General features: G+C 63.0%; 15 protein-coding genes and 1 pseudogene. 5 read left to right on the forward strand and 11 right to left on the reverse strand.

Annotated elements, in window-relative coordinates; all coding sequences use genetic code 11:
• Positions 1 to 87: 87 nt before the first annotated feature.
• Complete coding sequence (locus tag CCOS864_RS23975; protein ID WP_115088708.1) at positions 88 to 1,305, forward strand: glycosyltransferase family 4 protein; 1,218 nt, start codon at positions 88 to 90, stop codon at positions 1,303 to 1,305.
• Here the strand turns inward: CCOS864_RS23975 and CCOS864_RS23980 are convergent.
• From CCOS864_RS23980 to CCOS864_RS23990, 3 genes are all read right to left on the reverse strand, one after another.
• The gene (locus tag CCOS864_RS23980; protein WP_115088709.1) at positions 1,274 to 2,377 is read right to left on the reverse strand and encodes an NADH:flavin oxidoreductase; all 1,104 of its coding nucleotides are present in this window, start codon (positions 2,375 to 2,377) and stop codon (positions 1,274 to 1,276) included. The two genes, CCOS864_RS23975 and CCOS864_RS23980, sit on opposite strands and share 32 nt — an antisense overlap.
• A gap of 148 nt (positions 2,378 to 2,525) precedes the next feature.
• Positions 2,526 to 3,008 (reverse strand): glutathione peroxidase, encoded by a 483-nt coding sequence (locus CCOS864_RS23985; RefSeq protein ID WP_115088710.1) that lies wholly within the window; start codon positions 3,006 to 3,008, stop codon positions 2,526 to 2,528.
• Between the two features lie 152 nt (positions 3,009 to 3,160).
• Positions 3,161 to 3,646 carry an FKBP-type peptidyl-prolyl cis-trans isomerase gene (locus tag CCOS864_RS23990; protein ID WP_115088711.1) on the reverse strand — a complete coding sequence of 162 codons (486 nt, stop codon included), beginning with the start codon at positions 3,644 to 3,646 and terminating at the stop codon, positions 3,161 to 3,163.
• Between CCOS864_RS23990 and CCOS864_RS28550 the strand changes: the two are divergent.
• The 4 genes and pseudogenes from CCOS864_RS28550 to CCOS864_RS24010 form a co-directional block, all read left to right on the forward strand.
• Positions 3,615 to 3,731: pseudogene (locus CCOS864_RS28550) on the forward strand (DUF3565 domain-containing protein); the annotation flags it as partial. The gene CCOS864_RS23990 and the pseudogene CCOS864_RS28550 overlap by 32 nt on opposite strands.
• Positions 3,732 to 3,824: 93 nt before the next feature.
• Positions 3,825 to 5,921, forward strand: a complete 2,097-nt coding sequence (gene pta, locus CCOS864_RS24000; protein WP_115088712.1) for a phosphate acetyltransferase — start codon at positions 3,825 to 3,827, stop codon at positions 5,919 to 5,921.
• 2 nt (positions 5,922 to 5,923) lie between these two features.
• Positions 5,924 to 6,826: an acyltransferase gene (locus CCOS864_RS24005; RefSeq protein ID WP_115088713.1), complete on the forward strand. Its 903-nt coding sequence runs from the start codon at positions 5,924 to 5,926 to the stop codon at positions 6,824 to 6,826.
• Positions 6,827 to 6,895: 69 nt separating this feature from the next.
• Positions 6,896 to 7,480, forward strand: coding sequence for a hypothetical protein (locus tag CCOS864_RS24010; RefSeq protein WP_115088714.1), 585 nt, complete (start codon positions 6,896 to 6,898; stop codon positions 7,478 to 7,480).
• 112 nt (positions 7,481 to 7,592) lie between these two features.
• On the opposite strand, the gene CCOS864_RS24015 is transcribed toward CCOS864_RS24010, so the two are convergent.
• The 8 genes from CCOS864_RS24015 to CCOS864_RS24055 form a co-directional block, all read right to left on the reverse strand.
• Positions 7,593 to 7,778, reverse strand: a complete 186-nt coding sequence (locus tag CCOS864_RS24015; RefSeq protein WP_208644392.1) for a hypothetical protein — start codon at positions 7,776 to 7,778, stop codon at positions 7,593 to 7,595.
• A gap of 440 nt (positions 7,779 to 8,218) precedes the next feature.
• On the reverse strand, positions 8,219 to 8,914 hold the full coding sequence (locus tag CCOS864_RS24025; protein WP_115088716.1) for a YiaD family glycine zipper/OmpA-like lipoprotein: 696 nt from the start codon (positions 8,912 to 8,914) through the stop codon (positions 8,219 to 8,221).
• 95 nt (positions 8,915 to 9,009) lie between these two features.
• Positions 9,010 to 9,654 (reverse strand): MBL fold metallo-hydrolase, encoded by a 645-nt coding sequence (locus CCOS864_RS24030; RefSeq protein ID WP_115088717.1) that lies wholly within the window; start codon positions 9,652 to 9,654, stop codon positions 9,010 to 9,012.
• A 98-nt stretch (positions 9,655 to 9,752) separates the two neighbouring features.
• Positions 9,753 to 10,445 (reverse strand): sensor histidine kinase, encoded by a 693-nt coding sequence (locus CCOS864_RS24035; protein WP_115088718.1) that lies wholly within the window; start codon positions 10,443 to 10,445, stop codon positions 9,753 to 9,755.
• Positions 10,442 to 12,049: a tetratricopeptide repeat-containing response regulator gene (locus CCOS864_RS24040; protein ID WP_115088719.1), complete on the reverse strand. Its 1,608-nt coding sequence runs from the start codon at positions 12,047 to 12,049 to the stop codon at positions 10,442 to 10,444. Before CCOS864_RS24040 ends, CCOS864_RS24035 begins: the two co-directional genes overlap by 4 nt.
• Positions 12,050 to 12,322: 273 nt before the next feature.
• On the reverse strand, positions 12,323 to 15,046 hold the full coding sequence (locus tag CCOS864_RS24045) for a winged helix-turn-helix domain-containing protein (protein WP_115088720.1): 2,724 nt from the start codon (positions 15,044 to 15,046) through the stop codon (positions 12,323 to 12,325).
• Between the two features lie 204 nt (positions 15,047 to 15,250).
• Positions 15,251 to 16,615: a DUF1329 domain-containing protein gene (locus CCOS864_RS24050; RefSeq protein WP_115088892.1), complete on the reverse strand. Its 1,365-nt coding sequence runs from the start codon at positions 16,613 to 16,615 to the stop codon at positions 15,251 to 15,253.
• 27 nt (positions 16,616 to 16,642) lie between these two features.
• Positions 16,643 to 18,541 (reverse strand): DUF1302 domain-containing protein, encoded by a 1,899-nt coding sequence (locus CCOS864_RS24055; protein ID WP_115088721.1) that lies wholly within the window; start codon positions 18,539 to 18,541, stop codon positions 16,643 to 16,645.
• Positions 18,542 to 18,640: the final 99 nt, after the last annotated feature.

The following is an 18,640-nucleotide window of genomic DNA, read 5'->3' on the forward strand; positions in this document are numbered from 1 at the left end:
CGCGCCTGCAATCGCCAGTAATCAGGCGTCATCGATCTGTCATTTGGCGGTCACAGAGCGGCAATCGGCACGGTCGAAACTGGCTTCATGAGCACACTGTCCCTGCATGTCACCCTGATCAGCGAAACCTTCCCACCGGAGATCAACGGCGTGGCCAACACCCTTGGCCGCCTCAGCGATGGCTTGCGATCACGCGGCCATCGGGTCGAGCTGGTACGCCCGCGGCAAGCGGCTGAACAGCCCTCGGCCAGCGACGACAACCTGCTGCTGTGTCGCGGCTGGCCGTTGCCGGGGTACCCGGGTTTGCAATGGGGCCAGGTGTCGATGCACAAACTGCTGCGCCGCTGGCGCCGGCAACGGCCGGATGTGCTTTACATCGCCACCGAAGGCCCGCTGGGTTTGAGTGCCCTGCGCGCGGCGCGGCGCCTGGGCATCGCCGTGGTCAGTGGCTTCCACACCAACTTCCAGCAATACTCCAGCGAGTACGGCCTCGGCCTGCTGGCGCGGCTGCTTACCCACTACCTGCGCTGGTTCCATCACCGAACCCACACCACCCTGGTGCCCAGCCTCAGCCAGCGCCTGGAGCTGGAACGGCGCGGCTTCGACAACCTCAGCCTGATGGCCCGGGGAGTGGACAGCCAGTTGTTTACCCCGGCCAGGCGTAGTCAGACCTTGCGCGAGCAATGGGGCCTGGGCGTCGACGATATCGCCCTGCTGCATGTCGGACGCCTGGCCGCCGAAAAGAACCTGGGTTTGTTGCAGCCGTGCCTGGACGCCCTGCAACAACAGTACCCGCAGCGGTGCATCAAGCTGATCGTGGTCGGTGACGGGCCGCAACGCAGCGCACTCGAGCAGCGCCTGCCGGGCGCGGTGTTCTGCGGCGCCCAGCGCGGAGAACGCCTGGCCGAACACTACGCTTCAGGGGATATCTTTGTGTTTCCCAGCCTGACCGAAACCTTCGGCAACGTCGTGCTCGAAGCCTTGGCCTCAGGCCTGGGTGTGGTCGCCTACGATCAAGCGGCGGCAGCCCAGTACATCCGCCACGGGCATAGCGGTGCGCTGGCCATGCCAGGGGACGAAGCGGCCTTTATCGATGCCGCCTGCTGGTTCCTGGAAGAGCCGGAAACCCTGCGCCGGGTGCGCCTCAATGCCCGCCAGCATGCCAGCCGTCAGGGCTGGCCGGCGATTGTCGAGCAATTCGAGGCGCATCTGCAGGCAGCCTGCCGCCAGAGTCAGGTCAGCATGGCGCGCCCGACTGCAGCGGCAATTGCGATCAAACCAGGGTCGTCAACGCCTCGCGGCTGAACGGCAGGATGTCCTGCTCGCGACCATCGCGCACTTTGGCCGCCCATTCCGGGTCGACCAGCAAGGCACGACCGACTGCCACCAGGTCGAATTCGTCGTTGTTCAGGCGCTGGAGCAGGTTTTCCAGGCTGGCCGGCTGGGCCACCTTGTCGGTCGCGACCATGAACTGCAGGAACTCGCCATCCAGGCCGACACTGCCGACGGTGATGGTCGGCTTGCCGGTGAGCTGGCGGGTCCAGCCGGCCAGGTTGAGGTCCGAACCTTCGAACTCAGGTTCCCAGAAGCGTCGGGTCGAGCAGTGGAAGATATCCACACCAGCATCCACCAGTGGTTGCAGGAATGCGCCCAGGGCATCGGCGCTCTGCACCAGACGCGCGCTGTAGTCCTGCTGCTTCCACTGCGAGAAGCGAAAAATGATCGGGAAGTCCGAGCCTACCGCGGCGCGCACGGCCTGGATCAACTCGATGGCAAAGCGCGAACGGCCGGCCAAGTCGCCGCCGTATTCGTCCGTGCGCTGGTTGCTGGCTTCCCAGAAAAACTGGTCGATCAGGTAACCATGGGCACCGTGGATCTCGACGCCATCCATGCCAATGGCCTGGGCATCACGAGCGGCCTGGGCGAAAGCCTCGATCACTTCACGAATATCCGCCTGGGTCATGCCATGCACCACGACCTGGCCGTCCTTGAGCTTCTCGCTCGGGCCATGGCCCGGCACGCTGGCATCCGGCTCGGTACCCAGGCGGCGCACGCTACCCACGTGCCAGAGCTGCGGCACGATGCGCCCGCCTTCAGCGTGCACGGCTTCAACGACTTTCTTCCAGCCGGTCAGGGCATCTTCGCCGTAAAAACGCGGCACATTCGGGTAGCCATTGGCGGCTTTATGACCGACCGTGGTGCCTTCGGTGATGATCAGCCCAACGCCTGCGGCGGCGCGGCGACGATAGTACTCAACCACTTGTGCGTGAGGGACGCCACCAGGGCAGAAGGTACGGGTCATCGGTGCCATGACCACGCGGCTCGGCAGCTCGAGGGCGCCCAGTTGGAAGGGAGTGAACAGTGCGGTGGCGGACATGCGGCGCTCCTGAGAATGGGGAATGCGCCTGAGGATAGGGTGAGCCGTTCGGGTGGCCCAGTACTATTGATCTGGGTGATTGAACAGCATCGCGGGGCAAGCCCGTTCCTACTTCTGCAGGAGCGGGCTTGCCCCACGATGGGGCCGATCAGGCCAGAGCCTTCTCGATCGCCTGCACCACCGCCGGATCATCCGGCGCGGTGCGTGGCGAGAAGCGCGCCAGTACCCGGCCGTCCTTGCCGACCAGAAACTTCTCGAAGTTCCAGGTGATATCGCCCGGAAACTCGGCACCTTCGCCGGCCAGCAAGCGGTACAGCTGATGACGGTCATGACCGTTAACTTCGAGCTTGCTACCCAGTGGGAAGCTCACGCCATAGTTCAGGCTGCAGAACGCCTGAATTTCCTTCTCCGTGCCCGGCTCCTGGCCGGCAAACTGGTTGCACGGCAGGCCCAGCACGCTGAAGCCTTTGCTCTTGTACTGCTGATAAAGGTTTTCCAGCGCCGCGTACTGCGGGGTCAAGCCACACTTGGAGGCGACATTGACCACCAGCACCACCCGGCCCTTGAACGGTGCCAGAGGCAATTCCTGGCCGTCCAGCGCTGTCAACTTCAGGTCGTGAAATGCACTCATGACGTACTCCCCTTTCCAGATCCCGGTTGCCGCTGGGGCTGCAATCAGTAAACCCAGCCCATTAAAAAGGCGCCCTGCCAAGCCGTCTTCCCCTGCTGGAGCGACGGACTTGCCCGGGCGCCTTCGCGACTCTCTGAGCTTAGCGCAGAAAATCAGTGGTGATGGCCACCTTCGCCATGGACATGGCCATGGGCTACTTCTTCTTCGCTGGCTTCACGCACATTGACGACCTTGACCTTGAAGTTCAGGCGCTGGCCAGCCAGTGGGTGGTTGCCGTCAACGGTGACGTCGTCGCCGTCCAGGTCGCGAATGGTGACGATCTGCATCTGGCCATCCGGCGCCGAAGCGTGGAACTGCATGCCCACTTCCAGCTCGTCGACACCTTCGAACATGCTGCGGTTCAGGGTGCTGACCAGCTCGGCCAGGTATTCGCCGTAGGCGTCTTCCGGCTCGACGGCGACTTCCAGTTCGTCACCGGTGGTTTTGCCTTCCAGGGCTTTTTCCAGACCCGGGATGATGTTGCCTGCGCCATGCAGGTAGACCAGCGGAGCGCCGCCGGCGGAGCTGTCGATGACCTCACCAGCGTCGTTGGTCAGGGTATAGTCGATGGAGACAGCCTTTTTGGCGGCGATCAGCATGGGGCGAGACCTTTTGCATAAGAATGTAGAACGAACAAGTGTAACCAAGGCATCGCCTGAAAGCGAACGCAACCCGGACAAACGGGTTGCCGGATATTTGCGGCGGGTGCGCTCAGGGGGCCGATAGCGATACCCTTGGCAATTGACTCTTTTGCACAGCTCATTTCGAGAAGCTCGCATGCAGACATTTTTTATCGCGCCGACCGACTTTGGCGTCGGCCTGACTTCCATCAGCCTGGGCCTGGTGCGCACCCTGGAGCGCGCCGGGTTGAAGGTCGGCTTCTTCAAGCCGATCGCCCAGCCGCACCCGGGTGATACCGGCCCTGAGCGCTCCACCGAACTGGTTGCCCGTACCCATGGCCTGAAGCCGCCACAGCCGCTGAGCCTGGCCCATGTCGAGCGTATGCTCGGCGATGGTCAACTGGATGAACTGCTCGAAGAAATCATCACCCTGTACCAGCAGGCCTGCGTCGGCAAGGACGTGGTGGTGGTCGAAGGCATGGTCCCGACCCGCCACGCCAGCTACGCCGCGCGGGTCAACCTGCACCTGGCCAAGAGCCTGGATGCCGAGGTGATCCTGGTGTCGGCGCCGGAAAACGAAGTGCTCACCGAGCTGTCCGGGCGCGTCGAGCTGCAGGCCCAGCTGTTCGGCGGCCCGCGCGACCCGAAAGTGCTCGGGGTAATCCTCAACAAGGTGCGCACCGACGAAGACATGAACGCCTTCGCCGCGCGCCTGACCGAGCATTCACCGCTGCTGCGCGGCGGCGACTTCCGCCTGCTCGGCTGCATCCCGTTCCAGGCCGGCCTCAACGATCCGCGTACCCGCGACGTGGCCGAACTGCTCGGCGCCCAGGTGCTCAATGCCGGCGACTACGAAACCCGGCGGATGAACAAGATCATCATCTGTGCCCGCACCGTGGCCAATACCGTGCCGCTGCTCAAGCCCGGTACGCTGGTAGTGACCCCGGGCGACCGCGACGACATCATCCTTGCGGTGAGCCTGGCGGCGATCAACGGCGTGCCGCTGGCCGGCCTGCTGCTGACCAGCGACAGCAAACCCGACCCGCGCATCCTCGAACTGTGCCAGGGCGCGCTGCTGGCCGGCCTGCCGATTCTCTCGGTAAGCACCGGCTCCTATGACACCGCCAACCAGCTCAACGGCCTGAACAAGGAAATCCCGGTGGATGACCGCGAGCGCGCGGAGCTGATCACCGATTTCGTCGCCAGCTACCTGGACGCCGACTGGCTGCACCAGCGCTGCGGCACGCCGCGCGAACTGCGCCTGTCGCCCGCGGTGTTCCGCTACCAGTTGATCCAGCGCGCCCAGCAGGCCAACAAACGCATCGTCTTGCCGGAAGGCGCAGAACCGCTGACCGTGCAGGCCGCGGCCATCTGCCAGGCCCGCGGCATTGCCCGCTGCGTGCTGCTGGCCAAGCCTGACGACGTCCAGGCGGTGGCCCGCGCCCAGGGCATCACCCTGCCCGAGGGCCTGGAGATCCTTGACCCGGACCTGATCCGCGAGCGTTATGTCGAGCCGATGGTCAGCCTGCGCAAGAGCAAAAGCCTTAATGCGCCGATGGCCGAGCAGCAACTGGAAGACCCGGTGGTGATCGGCACCATGATGCTGGCCCTGGACGAGGTCGATGGCCTGGTCTCGGGCCTGGTGCACTCCACCGCCAACACCATCCGCCCAGCCCTGCAACTGATCAAGACCGCGCCGGGCTGCAGCCTGGTGTCGTCGGTGTTCTTCATGCTGTTCCCCGAACAGGTGCTGGTGTACGGCGACTGCGTGATGAACCCGCACCCGACAGCCAACGAGCTGGCGGAAATCGCCCTGCAGAGCGCCGACTCCGCCGAAGCCTTCGGCATTGCCCCGCGGGTGGCGATGATCAGCTATTCCAGCGGTGACTCGGCCAGCGGCGAAGAGGTCGAGAAGGTCCGCGAAGCCACCGTGCTGGCCCAGGAATCCCAACACGGCCTGCTGATCGACGGCCCGTTGCAGTACGATGCCGCGGCCAACCTGGAGATCGCCCGGCAACTGGCGCCCAACAGCCAGGTGGCCGGCCGCGCCACGGTGTTCGTGTTCCCCGACCTGAACACCGGCAACACCACCCACAAGGCCGTGCAACGCAGTGCCGACTGCGTCAGCCTCGGGCCGATGCTGCAAGGCCTGCGCAAGCCGGTCAACGACCTGCCACGCGGCGCCCAGGTCGACGACATCGTCTACACCATCGCCCTGACCGCCATTCAGGCCAACCGCTCACTGGATAGCTGAACATGCTCGGATTGCTACCCGCGCCACTGCGCGGGGTTATCGCCTCGCTGCTACTGGGGCTCAACACCATCGTCTGCTGCACCCCGTTGTTCATCGTCAGCCTGTTCAAGCTGTGCCTGCCGTTCGCGGCCGCGCAACGGCTCACCGATGAACTGATGCGCCACATCCACGAAGCCTGGATCAGCAACAACAATGCCTGGATCAACCTGCTGGGCAAGGCCCGCTGGCAGGTCGAGGGCCTGGCCGGGCTGGACTACCAGCACAGCTACCTGGTCACCAGCAACCACCAGAGCTGGGTCGATATCCTGGTACTGCAGTACGTGCTCAACCGCCGTATCCGCCCGCTGAAGTTCTTCCTCAAGCAGGTGCTGATCTGGGTGCCGGTGATCGGCCTGGCCTGGTGGGCGTTGGGCTTTCCGTTCATGAAGCGCTATTCCAAGGCGTACCTGGCCAAGCACCCGGAAAAGGCCGGCAAGGACCTGGAAACCACCCGCCGCACCTGCGCCAAGTTTCGCGGCAAGCCGACGGCGATCTTCAACTTCGCCGAAGGCACGCGCTTCACCGAGGCCAAGCATCGCCAGCAGCAGTCACCGTTCCAGCACCTGCTCAAGCCCAAGGCCGGCGGCATTGCCTTTGTACTGGATGCCATGGGCGAGCAACTGCAGTCGATCGTCAACGTCACCATTCATTATCCGAACGGTGCACCGGGCTTCTGGGACTTGCTGTGCGGGCGGGTCAGGCACATTGTCGTGCACTTCGAGGAACTGGCGATTCCGGCGGAGTTCCTGGGCAAGAACTACGACCAGGATGAAACCTATCGCCTGGCCTTCCAGCAATGGATCAACCAGCTGTGGCAGGACAAGGACGCCTTGCTCGAACGGCTGCGACAAAACGCCGACGGGTAATTTGCCGGACAGCATCTATGCTCACTTCCTACGATGTTTTTCATTAGCCATCACAAGGAATGTAAGCCTATGAAACCGTTGCGCCGCTTTGCCCATGCTTTTGCTGTTGTTTCACTTCTGTCTGCAGCCAGTTTCACGGTGCAGGCAGAAGAGAAGCTGATCGACGCTGTCGCCACTGAGGATGTGGTGGATACCAAAGTCCTTGCCGTTGACCTCGATAAGCGCGTCGTTACGGTGGCAGGGCCTGAGAACTCTGAGGTGCCGATCCAGGTGAGCGAACAGGCCAAGGACCTGCATAATCTCAAGGTCGGCGACCTGGTCAACATCACAGTCAACCGCTCGGTTGCTACTGTGCTCGAAACCGACCTCACCAAGGCCCCGGGCATCAGCAAGGAGGCCGGTGTCATTCGCGCCACCAAGGACAACCCTAACCCAGGTGGCGAGGCATTTCGGCAGATCAAGGTCACCTCGAAGATCACCAAGATTGATCTGAAAACCCACGAAGTCACGCTGACGCCACCTGAAGGTCCACAAAAGGTAGTGAAGGTCGAAGACCCTGAACTTCAGGAGCGCATGAAGAATCTCAAGGTCGGCCAGTCTGTGGTCATCGTTTATACCGATGTGCTGAAGATCACCACCAGAAGCCCAAGCTGAGTCGCCTGACCTACCGTATCGCCGGCAAAGCCGGCTCCCACAGTTAATCTGGGCACACTCCGGACCTGTGGGAGCTGGCCTTGCCAGCGATCGAGCGCAACGCGCTCGCAACTCAGGCGCCGCCTGGCATCCTGATCAAACGGCTCTCCAGCCCATCGAGCAACGCATCAACCAATGCCTTGGCCATTTCATGGGAATGCAGGGTCGCCTGAAGAAACCCTCGCCCCGGCTCACGGGCATGCTCGACCGCCAGCGGCCCGGTCAGGCTTGCGCACTTCAAATACAGCGACGCATGCACCAGCGCATCTTCGACACGATCTTTTTCATGATGAAGCTCCTGATGTTAAGGGAGCTGCACCATCAATGTCGCCAAACAGAAATGGTGGCAGCTGTACGCAGGTTGGCGAACCGAGACATCAGGACAACCCGGCAGGGCCGAAGCCCTCCCGCGCACAACCGCCATAACGACTGACGTCATGGAAGCAGGATGATGTACTCGGGTCGCCAAACCCGATCGCTGATACTTCAGCGACCCGGTGAGCCTAGTGGCGTACTTCCCCCGGAGCAATCATCTGCAGGGCGACAGAATTCGTAGGATAGGTCCTAGGACACTCAAACTACCAGCCCAAGGCTGTTGCAGGATGCTAACCAGGCCTCTGTGGGAGCTGGCATGCCAGCGATGAGGCCACTGCAGGCACAAAAAAGGGGAGCCAGGCTCCCCTTCTTACATCTTGCTACTTACTGATACTGCTGCCCGGGAATCGGCTTGAGGTTGACCTCTACCCGACGGTTCTGCGCGCGGCCGTTGGCGTCGGCGTTGCTGGCGATCGGCTGGTCCGGGCCCAGGCCACGGGCGCTGACACGGCTGCCATCGACACCCTGGGAGGTCAGGTAAGTGACCACCGATTGTGCACGACGCTGGGACAGGTCCATGTTGTGCTGGCGGCTGCCGGTGCTGTCGGTGTAGCCGACCACTTCAATGGTGTTCTGGTTGAACTGCTTGAAGGAGTTGGCCAGGTTGTTCAGCGGCGAGTAGAAGCTCGGGGCGATGTTGGCCGAGTCGGTGGCAAAGGTGATGTTGCCCGGCATGATCAGTTTGATCTGGTCGCCCTGGCGTTGAACCTCGACACCGGTGTTGGCCATGCTTTCACGCAGCGCGGCTTCCTGCTTGTCGGCGTAGTAACCATAACCTGCGGCGGCAGCACCGACGGCGGCAGCGCCGATCAGCGCACCTTTGCCGCGGTTGTTATGGTCGATGGCAGCACCGGCAATGGCACCGGCCAGCGCGCCCAGGCCGCCGTACTTGGCGGTTTTGCTCATCCCTGTGGAGCCCTGCTGCGCCTGACCCTGGCTGTCATACGGGTTTTGGCTGGCACAACCGGACATCAGCGCGGCAGCGGTAGCGACGATAATCAAACGACGCATGGTGAACATGGACAAGCTCCTACTGTAATTCGAAAGTGCAGCGGATCTGATTCGGATCTATGCCAGCCTTGGATTGCAGCAAAGCGAAAAAATTCCCTTAACGGTCAGGCGCGCACGAACGGGTTCTGGCGCATCTCGTCGCCCAGGCGGGTATCCGGACCATGCCCAGTCACCACCGTGGCCTGTTCATCCAGGCTGTACAGGCGCTGCTTGATCGAACGAACGATAGTCGCCTGATCGCCACCCCACAAATCGGTGCGACCAATCCCACGCCGAAAAAGCGTATCGCCTGCAATCAGCAGCTTGGCGTCAGCGAACCAGAAACTCATCGAGCCCGGCGTATGACCCGGGGTGTGCAAGGCCACGCCACAGCCGCAGGCCAGCTCTTCATCGTCGACCAGCCAGCGGTCCGGTGCCGGCACCGGGGTGTAGGGCACGCCGAACATCTGGCACTGCATTTCCAGGTTGTCCCAGAGGAACTGGTCATCCTTGTGCAGGTGCAAGGTGGCGCCGGTCATCTCCTTCAACTGCCCGGAGGCGAGGAAGTGATCAAGGTGCGCGTGGGTATGGATGATGCTCACCACTTTCAGGCCATGGGCGTCCAGGCGGGCGAGGATCTGCTCAGGGTTGCCACCCGGGTCGACGACGAGGGCCTTTTTGCTGATCGGGTCGCCGATGATGGTGCAGTTGCACTGCAAAGGGCCGACGGGGAAGGTTTCGCGGATCAGGGCGGGTTTTGCCGGGTTCATCGGAGCAATCCTGTGGAGCAAATGACGGAGTGTCGCACAGGCCGGTTGTGCCTGCGACGACGCTCGTCACTTCACTTCAAGAAGTCGCTCGCCACGCTTCATGGCAGATAAAGCCTGAACAGCCCTCCCCCCAAGGCCCCGCCATTGGCAATCTCGATCCGCCCTTTCACCCCGTTGCGTTCATGCAACGCGGCAATCCGTGCCGCGAAGTACAGGCCCAGGCCGGTGCTGCCGCTCTGGCCATCGATACCCTGCACATACTCCTGCTGACGCTCGAGCATGCGCGCCGGGAAGCCCGGGCCGTCATCGTTGATGCTCAGCACCAACTGTTCGCCTTCGTCACTGACGCTGATCAGCAAGGTGTGCCCGGCATAGCGAATGGCGTTGTTGAGGATGTTGGCAACCACCGAACCGACCAGTTCGCGGTCGAAAAAGCCCAGCGGGCTGGCGGTTTCGATGCGCCAGCTGGCGAGGATGTCGCGGTGCTGCAGCAGGTTCTGCTGGGCGGCGAGCTGGGCTTCGATAAAGTCGTCGAGCTCATGATAGTCGGGGCACATCGGCAGTTGGTTGACGCCCAGTTTGTACAGGCCCAGCAACTGCACCAGCATGCCGTTGAGGTGGCTGAATTCGTGCTCCATCACCCCCTGTTCGCTGCCGCTGCGCAGGGCCTCCGGCAAGCGCGCCAGCCACTGGCTGTGAGCCTGGGTCAGGGCGGCGAGGGAGTTCTTCATGTCGTGTACGGTGGAGGCGATCACCGTGGAAAAATCCAGCCCCTGGTTGTCCTGGTTCATGCGCCAAAGGCCCGAATGTGCAGTTTGCGGTAGCGATCGTAACGGTTGTCGCTTTTCGGGATGCCGGTCACGCTGCTCAGGCAGGCGCGGCATTCGTCCATGATCGCCGGCGGCGGTGTCTCGCCACCGATGCGCAACAGCGCCTGTGCGGTGTTGAGGGCGATGCTGATGTTCTTCGGCTGCAGCGTCAGGGCCCGGCGGAATTGTGCCAGCGCTTCGCTGAGCTGGCCGGCCTGGTAACTGCGTACGCCCTGGCGGTTGAGGTCGACCGCTTCAGTGACTGCGCCGAGTACCGCCGGATCATCGGTCAGCTGTGCCACGCTCTGCATCACCTTGGGGTCGTCACCGTAGGTTTCCACACAACCTTTGAGGATCGAGGTGCCGGCGGATTCCTGGCCCAGTTTCTGCAGTTGCGTGGCCACTACCAGCGCCGCTTCCACCGAGAAAAACTGGTCCATCTTCTCCAGCCGGGCCATGGCCTGTTCGGTCAGTTTGGCGGCGGTTTCGGCGTCGCCGGCCTGCTGCAGGCTGGCGGCTTTCATCAACCGCGCGCGCACCTGCAGGCCCTGGTCTTCGACATTCTCTTTGGCCACTTCGCTGAGCACGGTGTTGATCTCGACCCGGGTGCGCGCATCCAGGCCGTTGCCGGCGTTCTTGTTCATCAGGGCCTGGACCAGCCCGAGGTTGCTCTCCGGGTCCTTGTAACGCGAGCTCTGGCCCTGGTTGACGGCGTGCCGGTAGGCCTTGGACGAGGTGTCGTAGTCGTCGTTGCTCAGGGCCAGCTTGCCCAGCATCATCTGCCGGCGTACGGCCAGCGGCGAGAGACGCACGGCCTCTTCCAGCACGCCCTGGGCGCGCTTGCTTTCGCCCAGGGCTACCAGCACCTCGGCCAGGCCGTCGTACAGGCCGGGCATCATCGGGAAGGCCTTGAGCGCCTGCTCGTAAACGCCCTGGGCCTGGGCCAACTGGTTGCGCTTGTACAGCAGGCTGCCGAGGGCTGCAAAGGCCCAGGGCGTGGCGCGGCTGGCGATGATGGTGGTGAGAAACTTCTCCAGCTCATCGAAGCGGTTGAGGTCGCGCAGGGCATCGGCGCGGTAGCGCAGGCACAGCGGGGCGAAGCGCGGGTCCTTCTTGCACAGCTCGGCGCAGGCCGCCAGCACTTCGGCCGGGCGGCCGCGGTCCAGGGCCTGGAGGATCGGCTTGAGCAGGGTTTTGCGCTGCACCAGTTTTTCCAGGCGCTGGGCCAGGCCGATGCGGTTGAACGGCTTGGTCAGGTAGGCGTCGGGCTCGTGCTCCAGCGCGCTGAGGACGATCGCCTGGCTGCTTTCGGCAGTGACCATGAGGAACACGCACTCATGGCTGATCAGCTTGTCGAGGATCAGGTCCTCGAGCACCTGCTGGCCGTTCTTCTTGCCATCGCCCAGGTGGAAGTCCTGGAGGACAAAGTCGTAGCGCTTCTGCGCGCACATGCGCAGCGCCTGCTCACCGCTGTCGGCCGTGTCGACATCGCGTACGCCCAGCTCGCGCAGCATGGAACGGGCCGAGCTGCGAAAATCAGAGAAATCATCGACGATCAGAAAGCTTTTTTGGCTGTAGACCTGCATCCACGAGACCTGTCATGGCAAATAAAAAAATGGACGCAGAGACACCTTCACGGACAGGCTCGGCTTCGCGGGTAGATTCGCTGCGGCGGTGAATCGGGCCGCACTCGCAGAGTATCGGCCACACAGGGCGATAGCTTGAGGCTTGCAGAGCGCATATTTGGCGGACGTTCGTACCAGTCACGGAGCAAATAATGGCATTGCGCCATCATCGTTTATAGCCATTGGATAGTAAAGCGCCGCAGCCCTGCTTGCCGGTGCCGGGCCGGCACATGGCTAATGCAGCATGCCCAACGCCTTGGCCCGGGCCACCGCCTGGGTACGACGCTCGACGCCGAGTTTGCTGTTGATATGGCTGGCGTGGGTTTTCACCGTGTGCAGGGAGATGAACAGGCGCTCGCTGATCTCCTGGTTCGAACAGCCCTGGGCAATCAGTTCGAGCACGGCCATCTCGCGGGTGCTCAAGGCCTCGCTGGCGCCACTGGCCGGTTCAATTGATTCAAGCGCGGGCAACAAGCCCAGCAAGCCGATTTGCGCCGGGCCCGGAGGCTGCAACAGCAACTGTTCGCGCAACCACTGCGGGTGATCCTGCAACAGGCGCTGGAAGGGTTGCAGCGCCCCGCCGCGAGCCGACTCCAGGGCCAGCACCAACAGGTCGCGCGCCTGGCCTTCGTTGTTGTTGGCCAGCAGCAGCACCATCCACTGGCACAGCGCGGTGACACAGAGCATCTGCCCACCACTGGCCTGGCCACGCTCCACCAGCGCCTGCAAGCGCCGCCCGGCCTGCTCCAGGCGGCCCTGGGTGCGCTCGAGCAAGGCCTGCTGCAACTCGATATGCGGCGGCAACAGCGGGTGGAACTCCGGTGCGGCCGCCGCCTGTTCGCCACCGTAGGTCTGGCCCAGGCGCAGCAGCCAGGATTCGGCCAGGTCGGTGCGGCCCTGCGCAAGCCACAGCTCGCATTTGACCAGGGTGATCATCGCCAGATAGAAAATCGGCGGCACGTCCCAGATGTGCATCAGCCGCTCGGCTTCGGCAAGCTCGGCGAAGGCTTCGGCGAATCGCCCTTCGCGGCCATCCAGCGCAGCGATCACGCAATGGCCGATCAGCACGCTGATGTCACGGCAGGCGCGGGCCTCGATCAGCCCGGCACGCAGGCGGCTACGCCCGGCCTCCGGCTGTAGCCTTGCCGCCAGTAGATAGCCCTCATACAACGTCAGTCGTGCCCGCGCCGCGTACAGCCGTTGCGCCGACAAGCCCTGCAGGCGTTGCAAGCCCTGGCGCACTTCATCCAGGGCGCGCAGCACCTCGCCGCGGGCGTGCAGCACCCGCGCCCGATCGTAATGGGCCAGGGCTTCAAATAACGGATTGCCCACCCGCTGAGCCAGTTCCAGTGCCTCACGGTTCCAGCCGCGGGCGCGCCAGAAATCGGCATCGGCGATGGCCAGGTTGGACAGGGTCGAAAGGCACACAAGGCGCTGTCCGTAACGTTTGAACGGCAAGCTGTGCAGGGCTTCGGAGCAGTATTCGAGGGTGCGCTGGCGGTCGCCACGACCGCGCGCGATCACCCCGCTCAACGCCAGCCACTGGGCCAGCATGGATTTTTGCGCAGTGGCCGAAGGCGCCGGCAGGAAGCGGCTCAGGTGGCTGGCCAGTTCTTCGGCAGCATCCAGCTGCCCGGCCAGGCCCAGGGCCCAGCTGTACAACACGATCAGCCGCGGGGTGCTGATCAGCAGGCTATCGGGCAGGTCCATCTTCCAACGCAGGAGCATGCCGACGTTCTGCTCGGCCAGCAGTTGTTCTTCGGACAGGTTCTGCACCAGATTGGCGGCCACATCCAGGTGCCCGGCACGCAGGGCCTGCTCGACGGCTTCATCGAGCAGGCCCTGGCCGTGAAACCAGCGGCAGGCACGCAAATGCAGGCTCGACAGCGGCAGGCTGGCCTGGCGGGTGCGCAGCAGGTCGGAAAACAGGTGGTGATAACGGAACCAGCGCCCGTGTTCGTCCAGCGGTACCAGGAACACCTGGTGGGCCTGCAGGTAACGGAGGATCTCGGCGCTGTCATGGCTTTCACGCAGGGCGTCGCAGAGTTCTGCGCAAAAGCGCTCCTGGCAGGCGGTGTCGTAGAGAAAGCCCTGCACTTCGGCCGGCAGTATCTCGATGACTTCTTCGAGCAGGTAATCGCGAATCAGCCCTTCGCCGCCATGCAGCGCCTGAGGCAAGGCGCTGTCGGCGCCCGCCTCGTTGGCGGCCAGCAGCCAGAAGCGCAAACCGGCGACCCAGCCATCGCTGCGCTGGATCAGGTTGTCCAGCGCCTGCCCGCGTAACACCGTGGGTTGCTGGCCAAGCACGGCGAGGGATTCATCGGTGGTCAGGCGCAGGTCCTGCTCGTTGAGTTCAAGCAACTGGCGCGACAGGCGCAGGCGCGCCAGGTGCCAGTCCGGCCGTTGCCGACTGGTCACCAGCAGCACCAGGCCAGGCGGCAGGTGATTGAGGAAGAACTGCAGGCAGCGATCGAGCACCGGCCCCTGAGCCAGGTGATAGTCGTCCAGCACCAGTAGCAAGGGGTTATGCGGTTGCAGGTGACGAGCGAGTTCATCGAGCAGACCGTCGAGCCACTCTTCGAAAGCAAACGGCTGGTGTCGCTGACGCATCTTCAGCAGGCCCAGGGCCTGACCGCCGAGCGCCGGGCAGTACTGCTGCAAGCCTTCGAGCAGACGCTCAAGGAAACGCCCAGGGTCGTTGTCGCGCCGGCTCAACCCCAGCCACAGGCTGCTCCAGTGGTTGGGCAGGCCCTGGCAGAACTCCACCGCCAGCGAACTTTTACCGAAGCCCGCCGGTGCGTTGACCAGCAGCAAACGCCCACCGAGCCCCGCGTGCAAACGCTGGCACAAGCGCGCCCGCGGCACATGGCCTTCGGGCAGTGGCGGGCGAAAGAAACGGCCCTCCAGGATGCTCATGGCCTGGCTGGCGAACCCTTGCGTACGGGACAGATCAGTCATGGCCGGCTCGTTTTAGTTAGGGAATCTTCGGCAGTACGGATCAGGGCAGACTAGCGGGTTAAACCGCACATTTGAAGATGATTGCCCCGTTTTGCGGAAAAAAGACTACAACAAAAAGCGACAACCCCGAGCCGGTCAGGATGCGCAAACAGAAACGCCCCGGCAAGCCGGGGCGTTCTGGGAGATCACACGGAGGTTTGAAGCTTAACGCACGCCTGACTGGCGAAGCGCTGCAGGCTGGAAGTCAGCCTTGGAGGCAGTGAAGCCGAAGTCGTAGGCTTTCTTTTCCTCGTTCTTCATGCCCAGGGCCAGGTAACGCCCCGATTGCAGGTCGTAGATGGCTTCCAGGGTGTACCACGGCACCTGGACGTTGTAGTAGTCCTGGGAGTGGGCCTCGGACACGCGCCACAGCTGGTTGCGACCGTCGTACTGGTCGATCACCGCGGCTTGCCAGGTGTCTTCGTCGATGTAGAAGTCACGCTTGGCGTAGATATGGCGCTGGCCCGGTTTCAGGGTCGCGACCACATGCCATACCCGGCGCAGCTCGTAACGGGTCAGGTCCTGGTTGATGTGCCCGGCCTTGAGGATATCGGCGTACTTGAGCTTCGGATCGTCGAGCTTGTAGCTGTTGGAGGCGATGAACAGCTCTTTCTTGCCTTCCAGCTTCCAGTCGTAACGGTCCGGCGCGCCGTTGTACATGTCCAGGTTGTCAGAAGTTCGCAGGCCGTCAGCAGCGGTACCAGGACCATCATAGGAAACTTGAGGTGCCTGGCGTACGCGGCGCTGGCCAGCGTTGTACACCCACGCCTTGCGTGGTTCCTTTACCTGGTCCAGCGTTTCATGAACTAGCAACACCGTACCCGCCAGGCGCGCTGGCGCAGTTACCTCTTGTTTGAAGTAAAACAGAATGTTGCCAGGGTTACTTGGGTCGTAGTCTTTCATCCGGTCACGGAAGACGAACTGATCCTTGAAGTACACCAGGCTGTACGAGCCGCTCTGTTGCGGCGTGGCCTGGGTTACCAGGCGGGTCACGCTGCCACCGCGGTAACGGGTGATGTGGTTCCAGATCACTTCGACGCCGCTTTTCGGAATCGGGAACGGCACGGCGGTGTCGAAGTTTTCCAGGCCGTTGCCGCCACCCACCAGGTTGGTACTGGTGGCGTTTTTCTTGATTGCCGCGAACACCGCATCCGGCACGCTCGCGCCCCGGTGGGTCGGGTACACCGGCATCTTGAAGCTGTCCGGGTAGCGCTTGAACATCGCGACCTGGCCTGGGGACAGTTTGTCCTTGTACTGGTCGACGTTCTGCGCGGTGATGGTGAACTTCGGTTGCTCGGTGCCGAACGGGTCGGAAAGGAAGCCCTTGCCGTCGACGTTACCGGCGCTTTTGGAAAGCGGCTTCCAGGCGGTGATCGAGCCGTCGGCGTTGCCGGCCTTTTCCGCGCCCATCGGCGTCAGGCTGGCGCCCAGCTTGGCCGCCTCGTCGGCGGAAACCGCCGCCATGACACTGGTCGCCAACAGGGACAGGCCCAGTACACCGGCTTGCAGCAGAGTCTTGGTTGTTTTCATCTTCATGGTCGTCCTGAATCCGAATTCTTAGAAGTTCACGCCGAAGCTGAGGGCGATGAAATCGCGGTCATCCACGGTGGTGTACTTGCCGTCGAAGAAGTTGGTGTACGACAGGCTGGTGGTGTAGGTGTTCTGGTACTCAGCGTCCAGGCCCAGGCTGATCGCCTTGCGCCCTTCCTCGAAGTTGCTGCCAGGGCCTGGCGAATAACCGGAAACGTCATGCGACCAGGCCACGCTTGGCTTGAGGTTGACCCCGGCGAACACGTCGTTGTAGTCCCAGATCGCCCGGGCACGGTAGCCCCACGCGGTGCTGGTGGTGTAACCGTCGTTTTCGCAGTTGCGGCTACGGTTGGCACCCGAAGCACCAGGGCCTGCACCGTTGATGGTGCCGGTGTTGATGATCGCCGAGCAGGTGTCGAGGTTGCCGGCGCCTGGGGTTGCTGGCAGCGGGCCTGGGCCATAGACCGGGTCGCGGCCGTAACGCACATCGTGGGCACTTTCCAGGCCGCCGACATGGGTCACGCCCACTTCACCCACCACGGTCAGACGGCTGGCGCCCATGACCTGGTCGAAGAAGTGCGTCAGGGTGGTCTGGAACTGGGTGATTTCCTTGCGACGGTAGCCGTGCAGGTCCTGGCCCGGTACACCGTTGAGCAGCGAGGCATTGGCCAGGGTACCGCCGATCGGGCGTACGCCGGCGTAGAGGATATCGGTGGTGTTGAGCTGCACCGGCGCGTTTGGCCGGTAGCTGATTTCACCGCTCCACGCCGTACCGGTAGGCAAGGTGGTGGAGAAGCTCAGGCCGTACAGGCGGATGTCTTCCGGGTACTCGACGAAGTAGCTGGAGTTGCCGGCGACGATCAGCGGCGCCAACGGACGCAGTGCTGCCGGCAGCCCGGCCAGACCGGCATAGACGCGCGGATCGGCACCGTGGGCGCTGAAGATCGGCGCACGGCTGTGGTAGTTCATGAAGTAGGCGCCGAATTCGGTACCCAGCGGGTCGTACATGTAGCGGAAGGCCACACCGAACTGGCCGCTGTCACGCGCATCGCGGTCAGGGCCACGGGCGACCTTCACACCTTCGCCGTTGACGTCCACACCCTGGGTAGCGAGGAATCCGCGGGCGGCCGCTGGCAACGCGTTGGCGCTGTTGAGCACGCGCAGGTTGTCGGTACAGCCGTCGGCAATGATGTCCGGCTGGGAGAAGAAGGTGCCGCAGTTGTCGACGACGGTCTGGTCCCATTCGATCTGGTAGAAAGCTTCGGCCGAGAGATTGTCGGTCAGGCTCTGGGACACGTAGAACATGTTGACCGGAATCAGGCCTTCCTTCACCTCGGCGCCCGGGCGACGGAATGCGGCGACGTCGATCGGGTTGATCGAGTTGATACCGTTGCCAATGAAGGTACTTTCACCCCAGCTGACCACCTGCTTGCCCAGACGCACCGAGCCCGGCTGATCGGCGATGGAGTAGTTGTGATAGACGAAGGCGTCGAGGATCTGCCCGCCGGACGACTTGGCGCCCTCTTTGCGGTTGGAATCGCTGATGTCCTTGAACTCGCGATGCTCATCCTTGAGTTCGAAGTCGTACCAGTACTTGCCACGGACGAATACCCCGGTATCGCCGTACTTGAGCTCCAGGTCATGGATGCCCTTGAAGATCTTCGAGAAGGTCTCACCGCGCTTGAAGTTCAGGTGGCCGTCATCGGAGGTTTGCGACAGGCCCTTGCCGCCGTTGTTGACGCCGATAAGGTTCTTGTTCGGGCTGGCTGTCGACCAGCTCGCCCCCACCGACAGCGACGAGTCGAACGAGCCTTCGATTTCACCGATGTTGAAACTGACGCCGAATGCAGGACCGGCGAGCGTAGAAGCGAGGCTGACGGCCAGGGGTAGTTTCGCCCGGCGCCAGAACAGATTTGCTGATGTCATCGACGCTACTCCATGTACTTTATTTTTATGGCAGTGAGTCCTTTGCAGAAACGCATCGGTCGAGCGGTGTGAGCGCACCTTTTTGCTCGAGCGAGTGGC

It is taken from the genome of Pseudomonas wadenswilerensis (assembly GCF_900497695.1).
GTDB classification, from domain to species: domain Bacteria; phylum Pseudomonadota; class Gammaproteobacteria; order Pseudomonadales; family Pseudomonadaceae; genus Aquipseudomonas; species Aquipseudomonas wadenswilerensis.